Raw genomic sequence first — 18905 nt, forward strand, 5'->3', positions numbered from 1 at the left:
CCGCACGACGCCATGACAAAATCTCCTGGTGTTGCGCTGGATAACCGCAGGAGAATCACACGGTCCGAGCCTTGCCGGAGTCATGGAGGGCATGGTCGCCGGTGTGGAGATCACCACATCGGAGCTCGGCGAACAGCTGGCCCGCAGGCGGCTCGGCTTCGGCAGGAGCCCCCGCATGGGCTTCGAGACCGACGCCATCGAGTTCACCGGTGGCGTCCGCCACGGCCGCACCCAGGGTGGCCCGATCTCGGTGCATATCGCCAATGCCGAGTGGCCCAAGTGGGAGAAGGTCATGGCCGCCGACCCGGTCGACGAGTCGGAGCTGGCTGGCCTCGCCCGCAACGAGCCGCTGACCCGGCCCCGGCCCGGCCACGCCGACTTGCCCGGCATGCTCAAGTACGGCTTCGACGAGGCCCGCCCCGTGCTGGAACGCGCCAGTGCCAGGGAGACCGCGGCCCGCACCGCGCTGGGCACCGTCGCGAGGGCGTTCCTGCGGCAGTTGCTGGACATCGAGATCATCAGCCATGTGGTCGGCATCGGCGGCGCCGAGGCCCCGGACGGCCCGCTGCCGACCCCAGCCGACCTCGCCGCGATCGACGAGAACCCGGTGCGCGCCTTCGACCCCACCGGTGCGGAGGCGATGATCGCCGAGGTCGACGCCGTGCGGAAGGCTGGCGACACCGTGGGTGGCGTCATCGAGGTCATCACCTACGGCCTGCCGCCGGGCCTCGGCTCGCACGTGCACTGGGACCGCAGGCTGGACGCCCGGCTGTCCGGCGCGCTGATGGGCGTGCAGGCGATGAAGGGCGTCGAGGTCGGCGACGGCTTCACCACCGCGCGCCGGTGGGGCAGCAAGGCGCACGACGAGATCGACCTCGGCACCGGCCCCGCCGGGGTCGCCCGGCGCTCCAACCGGGCCGGTGGCCTGGAAGGCGGCATCACCAACGGCGAGCCGCTGCGGGTGCGGGTCGCGATGAAGCCGATCTCGACGGTGCCGCGCGCGCTCGCGACGGTGGACGTCGAGACCAAGGAACCCGCGGTCGCGATCCACCAGCGCTCCGACGTGTGCGCGGTGCCGAGGGCCGGGGTTGTGCTGGAATCGGTCGTCGCGCTGGTGCTCGCCGAAGCGGCATTGGAGAAGTTCGGCGGCGACTCGCTCGCGGAGACGACCCGCAATGCCGAGTCCTACCTCGACGGGCTGCGCGAGTGGTGGTCACGCTGACGCGGCGATCACCACACGGCACGCCCGCCGGTCGGCGGCGGACGCGAGGCGACCGGCTACCGTGAGGGCCGTGACCACACGCAGTCCCCAGGCAGTACTGATCGGCCCGCCAGGATCGGGCAAGAGCACCGTAGGGCCGTTGCTGGCCGAACGGCTCGGCTGCGACTTCGCCGACGCCGACGCGGACGTCGAAGCGGCGGAGGGCCGCAGCATCTCGGACATCTTCACCGAGAACGGCGAACCGTACTTCCGCGAGCTGGAAGAGCGCACCATCGCCGACGGGCTGACCCGCCACGACGGCGTGTTCTCACTCGGCGGCGGCGCGGTGCTCTCGGAAGCGACCAGGAAGCGGCTCGCTGGGCACACCGTCGTGTTCCTCACCGTCGGGCTCACCGTCGGCATGCGGCGCACCGGGCTGTCCACCGCACGGCCGCTGCTCGCGGGCGTGAACCCGCGCGCGACGTTCAAGGCGATGCTCGAGGAGCGGCTGCCGTTGTACCGGGAGGTCGCCACCATCGAGATCGCCACGGACGAGCGCACCCCCGACGAGGTGGTCGACGAGATCGTCGTGGCCTGTACCAAGGAGACCGAGGGCGGGCCGACGGACTACCGTCGCTGAGCTGCGGTGTCGGATCACGTTCGGTCGGATTGGTACCTACTGACACCGCAAGACCCAGGAAGGACAGCGATGAGCGAGCCGACAGGCGGGCCAGCCGAGGCGGCCGACGAGCAGGTGAGCACGGGCACCAGCGAACCGGTGCGCGTCACCGTCGACACGGCCAAGCCCTACGACGTGATCATCGGCAGGGGGCTGCTCGGTGAGCTGGGTCAGGCCGTCGCCGGGGCGTCGAAGATCGCCATCATCCACCCGCCGACGCTGACCACCACCGCCGAGGCCACGCGCGACGAACTCGCCAAGCAGGGCCACGACGCGCACCGCGTCGAGATCCCCGACGCCGAGGACGGCAAGGCGCTGTCGGTCGCCGGGTTCTGCTGGGAAGTGCTCGGCAGGATGGGCCTCGACCGCGATGGCGTGGTCATCGGGCTCGGCGGGGGAGCGGTCACCGACCTCGCCGGATTCGTCGCCGCGACCTGGATGCGCGGCGTGCGGCTGGTGAACGTGCCGACCACCCTGCTCGGCATGGTCGACGCCGCCGTGGGCGGCAAGACCGGCATCAACACCGAGGCGGGCAAGAACCTGGTCGGCGTCTTCCACGAGCCGAGCGCGGTGCTGGTCGACCTCACCACCCTGGAGACGCTGCCGAGCAACGAACTCGTCGCGGGCATGGCCGAGGTGGTCAAGGGCGGCTTCATCGCCGACCCGGTGATCCTGGACCTGATCGAAGCCGGCCCCAAGGCTGCCGTCGACCCCACCGGCGACGTACTCGCCGAGCTGGTGCGCCGCAAGATCCAGGTCAAGGCCGACGTGGTGTCGGCAGACCTGCGCGAGTCGATGCTGCGCGAGGTCCTCAACTACGGCCACACCCTCGCGCACGCCATCGAACGACGCGAGCGCTATCGGTGGCGGCACGGTGCTGCCGTCAGCGTCGGACTGGTCTTCGCCGCCGAGCTGGCCCGGCTGGCTGGCAGGCTGGACGACGCGACCGCCGATCGGCACGCCGCCGTGCTCTCCGCGCTCGGGCTGCCGACCACCTACGACGCCGACGCGTTGCCACAGCTGCTGGAAACGATGAGCAAGGACAAGAAGTCCCGCGCCGGGGTGCTGCGATTCGTCGTGCTGGACGGACTCGCCAAGCCAGGCAGGCTGGAAGGTCCCGACCCGTCACTGCTCGCGGCCGCGTACTCGGCGGTCGCCGCGGACCAGGGCTCGGATGGAGGAGTGTTGCTGTGAACGTCCTCGTGCTCAACGGGCCCAACTTGAACCGGCTCGGCACCCGTGAACCGGACATCTACGGTTCGACCACGCACGACGACCTCGTCGACCTGTGCAAGCGCACCGGCGCGGTGCTCGGCATCGACGTCGCGGTCCGGCAGACCAACCACGAAGGCGAGATGGTGGAGTGGCTGCACGAGGCGGCGGACGCCGAGTGGCCGGTGGTGCTCAACGCCGCCGCGTGGACGCACTACTCCATCGCGGTGCGCGACGCCTGCGCGCAGCTCACCGCGCCGCTGATCGAGGTGCACCTGTCGAACGTCTACCAGCGCGAGGAGTTCCGGCACCACAGCGTGATCTCGGCGGTGGCGTCCGGGGTCATCGCCGGACTTGGCATCGACGGCTACGCGCTGGCGCTGCGCTGGATGGCCAAGCACCTGGAATGAATCAGGCGATGGGCCGCGCGCCGGTGCTCGGCTCGGCGCTCGCGCTGGTCCTGGTGGTGAGCCTCGCGGCAACCGGTTGCACGACGGTCGAGGGAACATGGACCAGCGCTGACCCGCCGTCGCCATCATCGTCGCGGTCGCAGACGCCCGACGCCGAAGCACCGGCGGAGCCCGCCGTGCGGCTCGATGTGACGCGACACCGGGGTGGTCCTCGCGCGATCGCGGCGAGCACAGCCCCCGCCGCCGATCACGGCGCGACGTTGCTGAGTGAGGGCGCGCGCACCCGGCTGTGGTGGTGTGGGCGCAAGAGCGGCACGAAGAAGGCACGCGACGTCATCCTGCACGCCAGCGCCCGGGATCTCGACGGACGATTCACCACGGTGCGTGGCACGAAGCGCGGCGCGAAGCCACGGACCGTGTTGTCCGGCGGCAAGAACGGATTCGATGCCGCGCACACCTGCGACCCATCGGTGATCAAGGTCGACGGCGTCTACTACCTGTACTACACCGGCACCACCGGCAAACCGGGCGCGGGCAACGCCATCGGCGTCGCCAAGAGCAAGAACGGGCTGCGCTGGCGGCGCATCGGCGGCGGTGCACCGATCGTGCGCCCGGCGCGGCCGAAGCGGGACGGCTACGGCGCGGGACGGCCCGCCGTCGTTCACCTCGACGGCTGGTTCTACCTGCTGTTCACCGACAGCACCGCGAGCCGCGGCGCGAACGCGGGGCAGTTCCTGCTGCGTTCGCGCGATCCCGCGTTCCGCAAGCGCGTGCAGTCGCTCGGTGAGCGTGGCTTCCACCCCGTCAATGGCACTGGCGCGGCGCGCACTCGATCGCTCGCGGATGCCGCCGACGCCGACCTGATGTGGGTGGACCTGCTGGACGCCTTCGTCGTCGCCCACCGGAGTGGTACCGGCACCACGCTGACGTTCTGGGACCGCGGCTTCAGCGGACATCCGTACCGGCGCCTCACGGTACGGGGTGTCGGCAGGGACGGTCCCGGTCTCGTCCGCGCCCCCGCCGGGCACGCGCCCCGCTCGGAGCGGGATCCCTGCGGCACGGTTCCGGTCGACCTCGTCCGGGCGGCTCGGGGCACGCCCAAGCGCACTGGTCTGCGGCACGTCGGCGTCGACGTGGTCGGCGCGCGGGGCTGCGCCACCCACGCGGACGCGCTGCGGCTGCTCGACGGCTACGCGTTCCCCTCGCCGGAACACACCATGGACCTGATCACCGACGGCGAACTCATCCGGGTGGAACGGCGTTCGGTGGCGACGATCCTCGCCAGCGACGGCACGCTCGGACGGCGGCCCTCGCTCCCTGATCTCAACGTCGCCGCACGGCTCAACAGCGCCGCGCCGGTGCTGCGCTCGCGCGACGGGCAGACCGGACTATTGCTGGACGACGGGCGGCTCTGGCCGCTGCGGACCCCGGCGCTGGCGAAACGGATCGCGCGGCGCAACGAATCGCCCATGCGCACCGTCGGCGACATCGCCTGGGGCGCCTACCCCGTGGCGTCGCCGCTCGGCTGACCGGCATCCCGGGTGTCTCCAGTGTCCTCGGTGTCCGCTATGGGGGTGGCCGGATCCGGCGAGACCCTGCGGCCCACGAACTGCCCCAGCCACGCGGGCACGATCACCAGCAGCACGAAGAACGCCGCGCCGCTGGTGAGCTGCACACCCAGCGCGGACACCCCGGTCTGGTCGATGAACACCGCACGGCCGATCACGTACGCGATCCCGGCGACCGGGCCCGCGGTCAGCGCGGCATAGACCCACGTCCTGGCGCGTTCGGGTAAGCGCAGCCAGCCGTCGATCGCGCCCCACGTGAGCGCGATACCCAGCATGGCCGCGAACACCACCGACGTCACAACGGTCATGGCGTCGCGGTGGAACACGTCGGCCCACGCCACGCCCACAGCAGCGGCGGCGTAGACGAGGGCGAGCACGAGACCGCGAATCAACCAAGCAGGCACGGGTCCACTGTAGGAGAGTCACCGGACCGCTAGGCTCGGGGCGTGCCCGATTCGCAACTCGACCGCAGCCATCAGACCAGGCGTGGCGCGCTGCGTGCGCTGCTCGCCGACGCCGAACTCGACGCGCTGCTCGTCACCAACCTGCACAACATCCGCTACCTCACCGGGTTCACCGGCTCCAATGCCGCGCTGCTGGTGCACGCCGACGGCGAGGAGCGGACGGTGTTCTGCACCGACCGCCGCTACGCCACGCAGGCGGAGACGCAGGTGCCGGACCTGGAGCACGTGCTGGAACGCGCCACCGCCCCCGCGCTGGTGGCGCGGGCGGCCGAACAGCGGTCGGCCCACGGCGTGCTCGGGTTCGAGAGCAACCACGTCACCGTGGACACGTTCGAGACGCTGGCCCAGCTCGCGTCGGGCATCGAGCTGCGGCCGACGCCCGGCCTGACCGAACACCTTCGCACCGTCAAGGACGCCACCGAGATCGAGGCGCTGCGGATGGCCTGCGCCGCCGCCGACCGCGCACTGGCCGACCTGATCGAGCACGGTGGTGTCCGGGCGGGCTGGACCGAACGTCAGGTGGCGCGCGAGCTGGAGAACCTGATGCTCGACCACGGCTCGGAGGGCCCGTCGTTCGCCACGATCGTGGCGGCCGGGGCGAACTCGGCGATCCCGCACCACCGGCCGACCGACGCGGTGCTCGCCGATGGCGACTTCGTCAAGCTGGACTTCGGCGCGATCATCGACGGCTACCACTCCGACATGACCCGGACGCTGGTCATCGGCAGGCCCGCGGCGTGGCAGCGCGACCTCTACAACTTGGTGATGACCGCGCAGTCCGCCGGTGTCACCTCGGCACGAGCGGGCGAGAAGGTCTCCGACGTCGACGAGGCGGCACGCGGTGTGATCGAGCGCGCGGGCTACGGCGACGAGTTCCTCCACGGCCTCGGTCATGGCGTTGGCCTCGATGTCCATGAGGCACCGAGTCTGGCCAAGACGGGCGTAGGTACACTTTCCGCCGGTATGACGGTCACCGTCGAGCCGGGCGTGTATCTCGCCGGCCGTGGCGGTGTGCGGATCGAAGACGTCGTGGTTGTCGGTGAGGGCGACAACGACGTGCTGACGCTCGCGACGCGGGACCTGGTGACCGTCTAGTGCATACCAAGAAGACCGGAAGTACGGCGACTGGCATACTCGCTCGACCTGCCAGTCGGCTTACTTCCGGTCGGATTGGTATCTACCGGCACAGTATGCGCAGATTCGTAACAGGAGAGCTGGAGACTCGTGGCCACCACTAACGACCTGAAGAACGGCATGGTCCTCAACCTTGACGGCCAGCTGTGGTCCGTCGTGAACTTCCAGCACGTCAAGCCGGGTAAGGGCGGTGCGTTCGTCCGGACCACGCTGAAGAACGTGCTCAGCGGGAAGGTCGTCGACAAGACATTCAACGCGGGCACGAAGGTGGACACCGCGACCGTCGACCGGCGCACCATGACCTACCTCTACAACGACGGCACCGACTACGTGTTCATGGACGGCGAGACCTACGACCAGGTCGCGCTGCCGCCTGCGATCGTCGGCGACGCCGCGCAGTTCATGCTGGAGAACTCGGAGGCACAGGTCTCGTTCCACGAGAACGAGCCGCTGTTCGTCGAGCTGCCGGTCTCGGTGGAGCTGGTGATCGAGCACACCGACCCCGGCCTGCAGGGCGACCGCTCCACCGGCGGCACCAAGCCCGCCAAGCTCGAGACCGGCGCCGAGGTCCAGGTGCCGCTGTTCGTCGAGAGCGGCGAGAAGATCAAGGTCGACACCAGGGACGGCCGCTACCTCGGCCGCGTCTCCAGTTGAGCACCGGTTCCGCCACGCGTGCCCGCCCGCCGTCGCGGCGGGACGCGCGCAGGCGCGCGGTGGAGATCCTCTACGAGGCGCGGCAACGCGACACTGACGCCGTCACCCTGCTGTCGGGCCGGGTGGGCTCACCGGATGTCGATCCGATCGCTGACTACACGATCACCCTGGTCGAGGGCGTGACGGCGCACCAGGCGCACATCGACGAGCTGCTCGCCGAGCACGCACAGGGCTGGACGGTCGACCGGATGCCACCGGTCGACGCCGCGGTGCTGCGCGTCGGCGTGTACGAACTGCTGTGGGCGAACGACGTGCCCGACCCGGTGGCCATCGACGAGGCGGTCGGCATCGCGAAGGAACTCTCGACCGACGACTCGCCCCGGTTCATCAACGGCGTGCTCGGCAGGCTCGGCAGTATCGCCGACCGGCTCCGCACGGTGCTCTGAACCGAGCGGTCGTCCGGTGCGGCTCTCACCGCGCGAGAGCGCACTGATCACGCCGCATGGCCGCCCGCGCATACGCCCCCTGCGCGGGGCGGCCGATCACCGGTGCCAGCTGAGCTGGCGTCGGTGATCAGGCGATCACGTGATCACCGCAGCGATCACGCGTCGTCCTTGGCTGGCCGCGCCTCCGGCGGCAGCACGCCCCAGTCGATCAACTGCTCGGTCAGCTCACCAGGGGTCATGTCGTAGATGATCGCCAGCGAACGCAGGTCTTCGGTGCGGATGGAAAGCACCTTGCCGTTGTAGTCGCCGCGCTGGCTCTGGATCGTGGCCGCATAGCGGGCGAGCGGACCGACCTTCTCCGCGGGCAGCTGCTGCAGTCGCTCCAGATTGATCACGATCTTGGTGGCCGGCTCCGCTCCGGACGGCACCCGCCCCTCCGGCAGCAGCTCCACGACGGGAACCCCGTAGAAGTCGGCCAGCTCCGCGAGCTTCTGGACGGTCACGGCACGATCGCCACGCTCGTAGGAACCAACGACGACGGCCTTCCACCGCCCGCCCGACTTCTGTTCAACACCATGCAGGGAGAGGCCCTGCTGTTGCCGGATCCCGCGGAGCTTGGCCCCGAGCGCCTTGGCGTAATCGCCCATATGCTCATATCTCCGTTTCCTGCACCCCGCAGCTCTGGTGAGCGGCGGGCACTCCCTGTGTCCTTCCGACGTGGTCGGGCGAGCCGGCTCCGCCGGGTGCGGTGTCACCGCTGACGGTCCACGCACGGTCATCGGTGCTGGTCATAGACCGATTTTCGCCCGATTTCCGCCTTCGGGGGTGGCTAGCCTTCCCTGGTCGAATACTCAGCGTAATGGTTACCCGATGTCGTCACCAGGTCAACCCGATCTTCTGGGGTAATTGGACTAACACGAATACACCACCCGGACGGCTGAGTGGAAGCCCCTGCTACGGTCTGTGGGGTAGTCGTACGGTAGCGCGCGAGCGCCGAGCCGGCACAACCGAACACCGAACCGGAGTCCTTTAACGACCCGTCCAGTGAGGCGGGGAAGGAGTCGAACGTGGCGTCGCGATCACGCGATGCGACGGATGCGGCGGTAGAGCGAGAACTGCTCTCCGCCGGTGACGTCGCGCGCACCGTAGCCAGGATGGCCCACCAGGTCATCGAAAAGACCGCCGTGGGAGCGGACACCGAGCCCCCAGTGTTGCTCGGCATCCCCACGCGCGGCGCGCCGCTCGCGGACCGGCTCGCCGACCGGATCTCCGAGTTCTCCGGTATCTCCGTGCCGCACGGCAGCATCGACATCACCCTCTACCGCGACGACCTGCGGCACCGGCCCACCCGCCCCCTTGAGCGCACCCGCATGCCGGAGTCCGGCATCGACGGCAAGATCGTGATCCTGGTCGACGACGTCCTGTTCTCGGGCCGCTCGATCCGGGCCGCCCTGGACGCGCTCCGTGACCAGGGACGTCCCAAGGCGGTGCAGCTCGCCGTGCTCGTCGATCGTGGCCACCGCGAGTTACCGATCCGCGCCGACTACGTCGGTAAGAACGTGCCCACCTCGCGCGCCGAGGACATCTCGGTGCTGCTCACCGAGGTCGACGGCTCCGATGCCGTGCTGCTACGCGCGGCGCGAGAGGAGGACCAGGCGTGAGGCATCTGCTCGCCGCCGAAGGTCTCGACCGCGACACCATCACCGAGCTGCTGGACACCGCCGACGGGCTGAAGCAGACGCTCCTCGGCAGGGAGGTCCGCAAGCTGCCGACGTTGCGCGGGCGCACCGTCATCACCGTGTTCTACGAGAACTCCACCCGCACCAGGGTGTCGTTCGAACTGGCTGGCAAGTGGATGAGCGCCGACGTGATCAACGTCTCGGCGGGCGGCTCCTCGGTCGGCAAGGGCGAGTCGCTGCGCGACACCGCGCTCACGCTCACCGCGGCGGGCGCGGACTGCGTGATCATTCGCCACCCGGCGTCCGGCGCGGCGCAGCGGCTGGCGCACTGGCTCGCCGACTCTCCGGTCGCCGTGGTCAACGCGGGGGACGGGATGCACGAGCACCCCACCCAGGCGCTGCTGGACGCCGCCACGCTGCGGGAGAAGCTCGGTTCACTGGACGGCCGCCGCATTGGCATCGTCGGCGACGTGCTGCACAGCCGCGTCGCCCGCTCCAACGTGCACCTGTTGACCTGCCTCGGCGCCGAGGTGACGGTTGTCGCCCCACCCACGCTGCTGCCGCAGGGCATCGAGACCTGGCCGGTGACCGTCTCCCACGAGATCGACGCCGAACTGCCCAGCCTGGACGCGGTGATGATGCTGCGGGTGCAGGCCGAACGGATGCACGGCGGCTTCTTCCCTTCGGCGCGGGAATACGCCATCGGCTACGGGCTCAGCGAGGCCCGCGCCGCGCTGCTGCCCGAGCACGCCGTGATCCTGCACCCGGGCCCGATGCTGCGCGGCATGGAGATCGCCTCGCGCGTCGCCGACGCGCCGAACGCGCTGGTGACCGACCAGGTCGCCAACGGCGTCCACGTGCGCATGGCCGTCCTCTACCACCTGCTCGCGTCCGAAGGAGCCGAGAGTGCCTGATCGTTCCAGCCAGCCCGTGCTGCTCAAGGGGGTGCGCCGCTACGGCGAGGGTGAGCCGGTGGACGTCCTCGCCGCCGACGGCGTGATCGCCGAGATCGCCCCGGACATCACCCCACCCGATGGCGCCGAGGTCATCGACGCCGACGGCCAGGTGCTGCTGCCCGGGTTCGTCGACCTCCACACCCACCTGCGCGAGCCGGGCAGGGAGGACACCGAGACGGTCGCCACCGGCTCGGCCGCCGCCGCGCTCGGCGGCTACACCGCCGTGTTCGCCATGGCCAACACCGACCCGGTCGCCGACAACGCGGTGATCGTGGAGCACGTCCACCGCGCGGGGCAGGCCGCGGGGCTGGTCGACGTCCACCCGGTCGGCGCGGTCACCGTCGGACTCAACGGCGAGAAGCTCGCCGAGCTGGGCACCATGGCGGAGTCCGCCGCTCGGGTGCGGATGTTCTCCGACGATGGCCTGTGTGTGCACGACCCGCTGATCATGCGCAGGGCACTGGAGTACTCCCGCGCGCTCGGCGCGGTCATCGCCCAGCACGCCGAGGAACCCCGGCTCACGGTCGGTGCGCAGGCGCACGAGGGCACGCAGGCCGCCCGGCTCGGGCTGTCCGGCTGGCCCGCCTCCGCCGAGGAGTCGATCGTCGCCCGCGACTGCATCCTCGCCGCGCACGCCGCCGCACGGCTGCACATCTGCCACGTGTCGACGTCCGGCACGGTGGACGTGCTGCGCTGGGCGAAAGAACGCGGCACGCAGGTGTCAGCCGAAGTCACCCCGCATCACCTGCTGCTCACCGATGACCGGCTCGAAACCTACGACCCGGTGAACAAGGTCAACCCGCCGCTGCGCACCGGTGCCGACGCGAAGACACTGCGGGAAGCCCTCGCCGAGGGTGTCGTGGACTGCGTGGCCACCGACCACGCCCCGCACGCGGAGCAGGACAAGGACTGCGAGTGGCAGGCGGCCCGGCCGGGCATGCTCGGGCTGCAGACCGCGTTGTCCATCGTGGCCGAGACGATGGTGCGGCCCGGCCTGCTGACCTGGCGCGACGTCGCGCGGGTGATGAGTGAACGGCCCGCCGAGATCGCGCGGCTCGCCGACCAGGGCAGGCCCATCGCCGAGGGTGAACCGGCCTCCCTGACGCTCGTCGACCCGGAGGCACGCTGGACCGTGCGCGGCGCCGAGTTCGCCAGCATCGCGGCCAACACCCCCTACGAGGGGATGGAGCTTCCCGCGCGGGTCACGACAACGTTGCTGCGCGGGCGTGTGACCGCGCGTGATGGGAGGATCCGGTAGTGGAGCGCATGATAATGACCCTGCTGGTCATCGGGTTCTTCGTGCTGTGCGCGGCCGCCATGTGGTGGGGCTGGCGACGCAAGGCAACCGCGCAGCGCGCCAGGTACGCGCCGTTTCCGCCGGTGCCAGCGGCGGACGATCTCGGCGAACCGATCGCGGCCATGACCGGCATCTACGTCGCCACCACCGCGGCGGGACGCTGGCAGGAGCGCATCGTCGCCTACGGCGTCGGCTGGCGCGGGCCTGCCACGCTGCGACGCCACCCGGCAGGCGTGGTGGCCAACCGGGGCGGCGCGCGGGACCTGTTCATCGCGACCGAGGCCATCCTCGACGTCACCACCGCGCGCGGCATGGCGGGCAAGGTGATGGGCACGGACGGCCTGCTCGTCATCACCTGGCAGCACGGCGACACCGAGGTGGACACCGGTTTCCGGGGCGACGACCGTGGCGCCTACGCCGACTGGATCGCCGCGCTGCGCCCGGAACGGCCCGCCGAGCTGGCCACCGACAGCGCCACGGCCACCGCACCGGCCGCACCAGCCACCCACGATTTCAGCGACGACAAGGGAGAGACCCAGTGACAGAGTCCGTCGGCCTGTCCGCCGCGACATCGGCCGCCCCTCCGGCGGCTCTCGTGCTCGAAGACGGGCGCGTGTTCCGGGGCACCGGCTACGGCGCCCAGGGCAGGGCACTCGGCGAGGCGGTGTTCTGCACCGGCATGACCGGCTACCAGGAAACCCTCACCGACCCCTCCTACCACCGGCAGATCGTGGTGCAGACCGCCCCGCAGATCGGCAACACCGGCTGGAACGACGAGGACGACGAGTCGTCTCGCATCTGGGTCGCTGGCTACGTGGTGCGCGACCCGGCGCGAGTGCCATCCAACTGGCGCTCGAAGCGCGCGCTCGACACCGAGCTGGCCAACCAGGGCATCGTCGGCATCGCGGGTGTCGACACCCGCACCCTGACCCGGCACCTGCGCGAGCAGGGCGCCATGCGGGCAGGGGTGTTCTCCGGTGACGGCATGGCGAGCGTGGACGAGATGGTCGCCGACGTGCTGGAGTCGCCGCCGATGGCCGGCGCCGACCTGGCCGGTGAGGTCACCACCCGCGAGCCGTACGTGGTGCCCGCGCAGGGCGAGACCCGGTTCCGAGTGGCCGCGCTCGACCTCGGCATCAAGGCGAACACGCCGAGGATGATGTCGCAGCGCGGCATGGAGGTCCACGTCCTGCCCGCGACGTCGAGCATCGAGGACGTGCTCGCCGTCTCGCCGGACGGCGTGTTCCTCTCCAACGGACCCGGCGATCCCGCCACCACCACGCATGCCACCGAGCTGACGAAGGCGGTTCTCGAGCGGAAGCTGCCGTTGTTCGGCATCTGCTTCGGCAATCAGATCCTCGGCCGCGCGCTCGGCATGGGCACCTACAAGCTGCGCTACGGCCACCGGGGCATCAACATCCCGGTGATCGACGTGGCGACGAGGCAGGTGGCGATCACCGCACAGAACCACGGCTTCGCCCTCGACGGCGAGCCGGGCACCGAATTCGACACGCCGTACGGCAAGGCGATGGTCAGCCACTACTGCCCGAACGACGGCTGCGTCGAGGGGGTGCGGGCGCTGGACGTGCCCGCGTTCTCGGTGCAGTACCACCCCGAGGCCGCGGCGGGCCCGCATGACGCGGCACCCCTGTTCGACGAGTTCGCGACCCTGATGGAGGCCGTGAAGTAATGCCCAAGCGCACAGACATCGAGCACGTGCTCGTGATCGGCTCCGGCCCGATCGTGATCGGCCAGGCTGCCGAGTTCGACTACTCGGGCACGCAGGCCTGCCGGGTGCTGCGGGAGGAAGGGCTGCGCGTCAGCCTGGTCAACTCCAACCCGGCGACCATCATGACCGACCCGGAGTTCGCCGACTCGACCTACATCGAGCCGGTGACGCCGGACTTCCTGGAGCAGGTCATCGCGGCCGAGCGGCCAGACGCGCTGCTTGCCACCCTCGGCGGGCAGACCGCGCTCAACGCCGCCGTCGCCCTCGACGAGCGCGGCGTGCTCGAGAAGTACGGCGTGGAGCTGATCGGCGCCAACATCGACGCGATCCAGCGCGGTGAGGACCGGCAGAAGTTCAAGGACATCGTGCGCACCATCGGCGGCGAGGTGCCGCGCAGCAGGGTGTGTCACTCCATGGCCGAGGTGCACGAGACCGTCGCCGAGGTCGGGCTGCCGGTCGTCATCCGGCCGTCGTTCACCATGGGCGGGCTGGGCTCCGGCATGGCCCACACTCAGCAGGACCTGGAGCGCATGGCGTCCTTCGGGTTGGAGGAGAGCCCGGTCACCGAGGTGCTCATCGAGGAGAGCGTGCTCGGCTGGAAGGAGTACGAGCTGGAGCTGATGCGCGATCACCACGACAACGTGGTCGTCGTCTGCTCCATCGAGAACTTCGACGCGATGGGTGTGCACACCGGCGACTCGATCACGGTCGCGCCGTCGATGACGCTCACCGACCGCGAGTACCAGCACATGCGCGACATCGGGATCAAGGTGATCCGCGAGGTCGGCGTCGACACCGGCGGCTGCAACATCCAGTTCGCGTTCCACCCCGAGACCGGCCGCATGGTCGTCATCGAGATGAACCCCAGGGTGTCGCGGTCCTCCGCGCTGGCGTCCAAGGCGACGGGCTTCCCGATCGCCAAGATCGCCGCGAAGCTCGCGATCGGCTACAGCCTCGACGAGATCACCAACGACATCACCGGCGAGACGCCTGCCTCGTTCGAGCCGACGCTGGACTACGTCGTCGTGAAGGTGCCCCGGTTCGCCTTCGAGAAGTTCCCCGGCGCCGACCCGACGCTGACCACCACGATGAAGAGTGTCGGCGAGGCGATGGCGCTCGGCCGCAACTTCACCGAGGCGCTCGGCAAGGCACTGCGGTCCATGGAGACCAAGGCCATCGGGTTCTGGACCCAGCCAGACCCAGACGGGGCCACCGTCGAGGCCACACTGGACGCGCTGCGCACACCCCGCGACGGCCGGATCTACACCGTGGAGCGGGCGCTGCGGCTCGGTGCGAGCGTGGCGCAGGTCAGCGAGGCCAGCGGCATCGACCCGTGGTTCATCGACCAGATCCTGTCGCTGGTCGAGCTGCGGGCGGAGATCGTCGACGCGGCCGTGCTGGACGAGCCGCTGCTGCGCAGAGCCAAGCGCTATGGGTTGTCCGATCGCCAGATCGCCGCGCTGCGGCCAGAACTGGCGGGCGAGGACGGCGTGCGCACGCTGCGGCACCGGCTCGGCGTGCGGCCGGTGTACAAGACGGTCGACACCTGTGCGGCCGAGTTCGCCGCCAAAACGCCGTATCACTACTCGGCGTACGAGTTCGACCCCGCCGCGGAGAGCGAGATCGCGCCGCAGCGCGAGAAGCAGAAGGTGCTGATCCTCGGGTCCGGCCCGAACCGCATCGGGCAGGGCATCGAGTTCGACTACTCCTGCGTGCACGCCGCGCTCGCACTGCGTGATGCCGGGTACGAGACCGTGATGGTCAACTGCAACCCGGAGACCGTCTCCACCGACTACGACACCTCCGACCGGCTCTACTTCGAGCCGCTGACGTTCGAGGACGTCCTCGAGGTGGTGCACGCCGAGCAGGAGTCCGGCACGGTGGCCGGGGTGATCGTGCAGCTCGGCGGGCAGACGCCGCTCGGGCTGTCGCAGCGGCTCGCCGACGCGGGCGTGCCGATCGTCGGCACCCCGCCGGAAGCGATCCACCTCGCCGAACACCGGGGCTCGTTCGGCGCCGTGCTGGACGCGGCAGGACTGCCCGCCCCGAAGTACGGCACCGCGACCTCGTTCGAGGGCGCCAAGCGGATCGCCGACGAGATCGGCTACCCGGTGCTGGTGCGGCCGTCCTACGTGCTCGGCGGGCGCGGCATGGAGATCGTCTACGACGAGGCGCATCTCGAGGGCTACATCGAGCGGGCAACCGAGGTCACCCCGGAGCACCCGGTGCTGGTGGACCGGTTCCTCGACGACGCGATCGAGATCGACGTCGACGCGCTCTACGACGGCGAGCAGCTCTACCTCGGCGGCGTGATGGAGCACATCGAAGAGGCAGGGGTGCACTCGGGTGACTCCTCCTGCGCGCTGCCGCCGATCACGCTCGGGGCGACCGACCTCGAGACGGTGCGGCGCTCGACAGAGGCGATCGCCAAGGGCGTCGGCGTGCGCGGGCTGCTGAACGTGCAGTACGCGCTCAAGGACGACGTTCTCTACGTGCTCGAGGCCAACCCGAGGGCGTCGCGGACCGCGCCGTTCGTGTCCAAGGCGACCGGGGTGCCGCTGGCGAAGGCGTGCTCGCTGATCATGCTGGGCGCGAGCATCGACGAGCTGCGGGCATCCGGGGTGCTGCCGGTTCGTGGCGACGGCGGCACGCTGCCGCCCGACTCGCCGGTGTCGGTCAAGGAGGCGGTGCTGCCGTTCCACCGGTTCCGCACGCCGGAAGGCCACGGCGTCGACTCGCTGCTCGGGCCGGAGATGAAGTCGACAGGCGAGGTGATGGGCGTTGACGCGTCGTTCGGCGAGGCGTTCGCCAAGTCGCAGGCAGGCGCGTACGGCCCGCTGCCGACCTCGGGCACGGTGTTCGTCTCGGTGGCCAACCGGGACAAGCGCTCGCTGATCTTCCCGGTGAAGCGGCTGGCCGACCTGGGCTTCGAGGTGCTGGCCACGGCGGGCACTGCCGAAGTGTTGCGGCGCAACGGCATCGCGTGCTCGGTGGTGCGCAAGCACAGCGAGGGCTCCAGCGCGGGGGAGCGCGATATCGTCCAGATCATCCTGGATGGTGCGGTGGACATGGTGATCAACACCCCGTACGGCAACAGCGGACCGCGCATCGACGGCTACGAGATCCGTACCGCCGCCGTCTCCCGCGACATCCCGTGCATCACCACGATCCAGGGCGCGGCGGCGGCCGTGCATGGCATCGAGGCGGCGATTCGCGGTGAGATCGGCGTCCGCTCGCTGCAGGAGCTGCAGGCAGCGCTGCGCGCCGGTCAGGCGGCCCAGGCGTGAGGTTCGGCCAGCGGCTCACCGAGGCCGTCGCCGCGCGGGGACGGCTGTGCGTTGGCATCGACCCGCATCCCGAGCTCCTCGACGCCTGGGGCCTGCCGAACGACGCGTTCGGGCTCGCGCAGTTCGCGCAGCGCTGCGTCGCGGCGATCGCGGGGGAGGCGGCCGTGGTCAAGCCGCAGTCGGCGTTCTTCGAGGCGTTCGGCTCGGCGGGCATCGCGGTACTTGAGCGCACCATCGCGTCCTGCCGGGAGGCGGGCGCGCTGGTGCTGCTCGACGTCAAACGCGGGGACATCGGCTCCACCATGGCCGCCTACGCCCGCGCTTACCTGGACGACGCCTCGCCGCTCGCCGCCGACGCCGTGACGCTCTCGCCGTACCTCGGATACGGCTCGCTCGCCCCAGCTATCGACCGTGCCGAGCAGCAGGGCAGGGGCGTATTCGTGCTGGCGCGGACGTCGAATCCGGAGGGCGGCGAGGTGCAGCTCGCCACCGTGTCCAGCACCGACGGTCGCACCACCGCACAGGCGGTGGTGGACGCGGCCGCCGAGCACAACGCGGGAGTGGCGCCGCTCGGCGATGTCGGGGTCGTCGTCGGCGCGACCGCCGATCACGGACTCGACCTGACCCGCCTGAACGGGCCGGTGCTGGCCCCCGGGTTCGGAGCGCAGGGCGCCACCGCCGAGGACCTCACACGGCGATTCGGCGGCCAGCTGGCCGGGGTACTGCCGACGTCCTCGCGGGACATCCTGCGGCACGGGCCGGACATCGAGTCGCTGCGGGCCGCCGTGGCGCGCGTGGCGGCGACCCTGCCGGGGGATTGACCTGCCGGTGTTGCGGCAGTGCGCCGCTCGCTGTCACCACCGTTGGCCGGTTCACACGTGCCACTGGCGAGATATGGCCGACACCTCGGCAATTGACGACCTGCCAGTGCCCCACAACCGTGGTATTGCCGCTAGTCTTGCGCGTGCGCGTCACCTGAACGCGCACGCGCCCGGCGCAGACGAAGATCAACACCGGGGGTCCGGTCCCGCATCGGTTCCCGGTATGTTGCTTCGCGAGCAATGGGCGTGGCCGGACCGGCACTCGCCGCGCGGACCCATGGGTGCTGCGGGGCTGATTCGGCGACCCGATAGCAACAACACAGCGCGACCATACGCAGCTCACGACGCATACCCCGCGTTGTAGTCGCAGGTCGCGGGTAGGTACCGTCGCGTCGACGAAGCGACCAGATTTCAATCGGAGGACATCGTGGCACTTCCCCAGCTGACCGAGGAACAGCGTGCTGCTGCGCTGGAGAAGGCTGCTGCCGCTCGCCGGGCACGCGCCGAACTCAAGGAGCGGCTCAAGCGCGGCGGCACCACCCTTGCCGACGTGCTCAAGCAGGCAGACGAGGACGAGATCCTTGGCAAGATGAAGGTTTCCGCCCTGCTCGAGGCTCTCCCCGGCGTAGGCAAGGTGCGGGCTCAGCAGACCATGGAGAAGCTTGAGATCGCCGCGAGCAGGCGGCTGCGCGGCCTCGGTGAGCGGCAGCGCAAGGCGCTGCTCGCCGAGTTCAGCGGCGAGTGACGCATTCGCGGCAGCGGGGTCGGCTGGTTGTACTGGCCGGCCCCGCCGGCGTTGGTAAGAGCACTGTCGTCAGCGAGCTGCGTAAGGCGTACCCCGAGCTGTGGTTCAGCGTGTCGGCCACCACCCGGCAGCGCAGGCCAGGCGAGGTCGACGGGAAGGACTACCACTTCGTCGACGCCGCCGAGTTCGACCGGATGATCTCCGAGGGCGAATTGCTCGAGTGGGCCGAGATCCACGGTGGCCTGCACCGCTCTGGCACACCGAGGGCGCCGATCGAGCGGCGGCTCGCTGAGGGGCTGCCCGCCCTGGTCGAGGTCGACCTGCAGGGCGCACGGTCGCTTCGCAAGGCCATGCCGGAGGCGATCCTGGTCTTCCTGGCCCCGCCGAGCTGGGAGGAGATGGTCGACCGGCTGGTCGGCAGGGGCACCGAGTCCTCAGCCGACGTGAGCAGGCGGCTGGAGACGGCCAGGCAGGAGTTGGCGGCGCAGAAAGAGTTCGACGAGGTCATTGTTAACGCCGACCTGCAGCGGACCGTCAAGCAGTTGCTAACCTTACTGTGTCCGTAGATACCAATCCGGCCTCAGCAGATCCCACGGGCAGTTGAGCAAGCGTATGCCCGTCGA

Annotated in this window: 19 protein-coding genes; 17 read left to right on the top strand and 2 right to left on the bottom strand. The window is 70.2% G+C overall.

The features are described 5' to 3' along the window. Positions 1 to 28: 28 nt before the first annotated feature. The 5 genes from aroC to AMYHA_RS11235 all read left to right on the top strand — a co-directional run bounded on the left by aroC (position 29) and on the right by AMYHA_RS11235 (position 5031). Positions 29 to 1222 carry a chorismate synthase gene (gene aroC, locus AMYHA_RS11215; protein ID WP_034270753.1) on the top strand — a complete coding sequence of 398 codons (1194 nt, stop codon included), beginning with the start codon at positions 29 to 31 and terminating at the stop codon, positions 1220 to 1222. Between the two features lie 70 nt (positions 1223 to 1292). Beyond that, the gene (locus AMYHA_RS11220; protein ID WP_034270755.1) at positions 1293 to 1841 is read left to right on the top strand and encodes a shikimate kinase; all 549 of its coding nucleotides are present in this window, start codon (positions 1293 to 1295) and stop codon (positions 1839 to 1841) included. A gap of 69 nt (positions 1842 to 1910) precedes the next feature. Then, positions 1911 to 3074, top strand: a complete 1164-nt coding sequence (aroB, locus tag AMYHA_RS11225) for a 3-dehydroquinate synthase (protein WP_051399767.1) — start codon at positions 1911 to 1913, stop codon at positions 3072 to 3074. Then, positions 3071 to 3502, top strand: coding sequence for a type II 3-dehydroquinate dehydratase (gene aroQ / locus AMYHA_RS11230; RefSeq protein ID WP_034270758.1), 432 nt, complete (start codon positions 3071 to 3073; stop codon positions 3500 to 3502). The genes aroB and aroQ overlap by 4 nt, the downstream gene beginning before the upstream one ends. After that, complete coding sequence (locus AMYHA_RS11235) at positions 3499 to 5031, top strand: glycoside hydrolase family protein (protein WP_157362021.1); 1533 nt, start codon at positions 3499 to 3501, stop codon at positions 5029 to 5031. The genes aroQ and AMYHA_RS11235 overlap by 4 nt, the downstream gene beginning before the upstream one ends. Here AMYHA_RS11235 and AMYHA_RS11240 read toward each other — a convergent pair. Beyond that, positions 5004 to 5474, bottom strand: a complete 471-nt coding sequence (locus AMYHA_RS11240) for a hypothetical protein (RefSeq protein ID WP_157362023.1) — start codon at positions 5472 to 5474, stop codon at positions 5004 to 5006. The genes AMYHA_RS11235 and AMYHA_RS11240 overlap by 28 nt on opposite strands. A 42-nt stretch (positions 5475 to 5516) precedes the next feature. Between AMYHA_RS11240 and AMYHA_RS11245 the strand changes: the two genes are divergently transcribed. The 3 genes from AMYHA_RS11245 to nusB all read left to right on the top strand — a co-directional run bounded on the left by AMYHA_RS11245 (position 5517) and on the right by nusB (position 7768). Further along, positions 5517 to 6629, top strand: a complete 1113-nt coding sequence (locus AMYHA_RS11245; RefSeq protein WP_051399769.1) for a M24 family metallopeptidase — start codon at positions 5517 to 5519, stop codon at positions 6627 to 6629. A 129-nt stretch (positions 6630 to 6758) separates the two neighbouring features. Continuing rightward, a complete protein-coding gene (gene efp, locus AMYHA_RS11250) occupies positions 6759 to 7322 on the top strand; it encodes an elongation factor P (protein WP_034270762.1) in 564 nt (187 codons plus the stop codon). Next, entirely contained in the window at positions 7319 to 7768 is a 450-nt protein-coding gene (nusB, locus tag AMYHA_RS11255; RefSeq protein ID WP_034270765.1) for a transcription antitermination factor NusB, read from the top strand. Before efp ends, nusB begins: the two co-directional genes overlap by 4 nt. 155 nt (positions 7769 to 7923) lie before the next feature. Here nusB and bldD read toward each other — a convergent pair whose 3' ends face one another. Then, complete coding sequence (bldD, locus tag AMYHA_RS11260) at positions 7924 to 8415, bottom strand: transcriptional regulator BldD (RefSeq protein WP_034270768.1); 492 nt, start codon at positions 8413 to 8415, stop codon at positions 7924 to 7926. Positions 8416 to 8835: 420 nt separating this feature from the next. Between bldD and pyrR the strand changes: the two genes are divergently transcribed. From pyrR to gmk, 9 genes are all read left to right on the top strand, one after another. Then, positions 8836 to 9429, top strand: coding sequence for a bifunctional pyr operon transcriptional regulator/uracil phosphoribosyltransferase PyrR (pyrR, locus tag AMYHA_RS11265; RefSeq protein WP_034270770.1), 594 nt, complete (start codon positions 8836 to 8838; stop codon positions 9427 to 9429). Continuing rightward, positions 9426 to 10361 carry an aspartate carbamoyltransferase catalytic subunit gene (locus AMYHA_RS11270; protein ID WP_034270773.1) on the top strand — a complete coding sequence of 312 codons (936 nt, stop codon included), beginning with the start codon at positions 9426 to 9428 and terminating at the stop codon, positions 10359 to 10361. The genes pyrR and AMYHA_RS11270 overlap by 4 nt, the downstream gene beginning before the upstream one ends. Next, positions 10354 to 11661: a dihydroorotase gene (locus tag AMYHA_RS11275; RefSeq protein ID WP_231104700.1), complete on the top strand. Its 1308-nt coding sequence runs from the start codon at positions 10354 to 10356 to the stop codon at positions 11659 to 11661. Before AMYHA_RS11270 ends, AMYHA_RS11275 begins: the two co-directional genes overlap by 8 nt. A gap of 8 nt (positions 11662 to 11669) precedes the next feature. Further along, positions 11670 to 12242 (top strand): PH-like domain-containing protein, encoded by a 573-nt coding sequence (locus AMYHA_RS11280; RefSeq protein WP_330760649.1) that lies wholly within the window; start codon positions 11670 to 11672, stop codon positions 12240 to 12242. Then, the gene (gene carA, locus AMYHA_RS11285) at positions 12239 to 13390 is read left to right on the top strand and encodes a glutamine-hydrolyzing carbamoyl-phosphate synthase small subunit (RefSeq protein ID WP_231104704.1); all 1152 of its coding nucleotides are present in this window, start codon (positions 12239 to 12241) and stop codon (positions 13388 to 13390) included. The genes AMYHA_RS11280 and carA overlap by 4 nt, the downstream gene beginning before the upstream one ends. Further along, complete coding sequence (gene carB, locus AMYHA_RS11290) at positions 13390 to 16716, top strand: carbamoyl-phosphate synthase large subunit (RefSeq protein ID WP_034270775.1); 3327 nt, start codon at positions 13390 to 13392, stop codon at positions 16714 to 16716. The genes carA and carB overlap by 1 nt, the downstream gene beginning before the upstream one ends. Continuing rightward, the gene (gene pyrF, locus AMYHA_RS11295; protein ID WP_034270778.1) at positions 16713 to 17537 is read left to right on the top strand and encodes an orotidine-5'-phosphate decarboxylase; all 825 of its coding nucleotides are present in this window, start codon (positions 16713 to 16715) and stop codon (positions 17535 to 17537) included. The genes carB and pyrF overlap by 4 nt, the downstream gene beginning before the upstream one ends. Positions 17538 to 17964: 427 nt before the next feature. Then, positions 17965 to 18282 (top strand): integration host factor, actinobacterial type, encoded by a 318-nt coding sequence (gene mihF / locus AMYHA_RS11300; RefSeq protein WP_034270781.1) that lies wholly within the window; start codon positions 17965 to 17967, stop codon positions 18280 to 18282. Beyond that, positions 18279 to 18848: a guanylate kinase gene (gene gmk / locus AMYHA_RS11305; RefSeq protein ID WP_034270783.1), complete on the top strand. Its 570-nt coding sequence runs from the start codon at positions 18279 to 18281 to the stop codon at positions 18846 to 18848. Before mihF ends, gmk begins: the two co-directional genes overlap by 4 nt. The last annotated feature ends 57 nt before the right edge of the window (positions 18849 to 18905 follow it).

Origin of the sequence: Haloechinothrix halophila YIM 93223 (genome assembly GCF_000504245.1) — a bacterium.
GTDB classification, from domain to species: domain Bacteria; phylum Actinomycetota; class Actinomycetes; order Mycobacteriales; family Pseudonocardiaceae; genus Haloechinothrix_A; species Haloechinothrix_A halophila.

What these genes read in the sequence shown, in the direction of transcription:
- aroB (WP_051399767.1), top strand. Translation starts at nt 1,911, where the DNA reads ATGAGCGAGCCGACAGGCGGGCCAGCCGAGGCGGCCGACGAGCAGGTG.
- AMYHA_RS11280 (WP_330760649.1), top strand. Translation starts at nt 11,670, where the DNA reads ATGATAATGACCCTGCTGGTCATCGGGTTCTTCGTGCTGTGCGCGGCC.
- bldD (WP_034270768.1), bottom strand. Translation starts at nt 8,415, where the DNA reads ATGGGCGATTACGCCAAGGCGCTCGGGGCCAAGCTCCGCGGGATCCGG.
- AMYHA_RS11235 (WP_157362021.1), top strand. Translation starts at nt 3,499, where the DNA reads ATGAATCAGGCGATGGGCCGCGCGCCGGTGCTCGGCTCGGCGCTCGCG.
- carB (WP_034270775.1), top strand. Translation starts at nt 13,390, where the DNA reads ATGCCCAAGCGCACAGACATCGAGCACGTGCTCGTGATCGGCTCCGGC.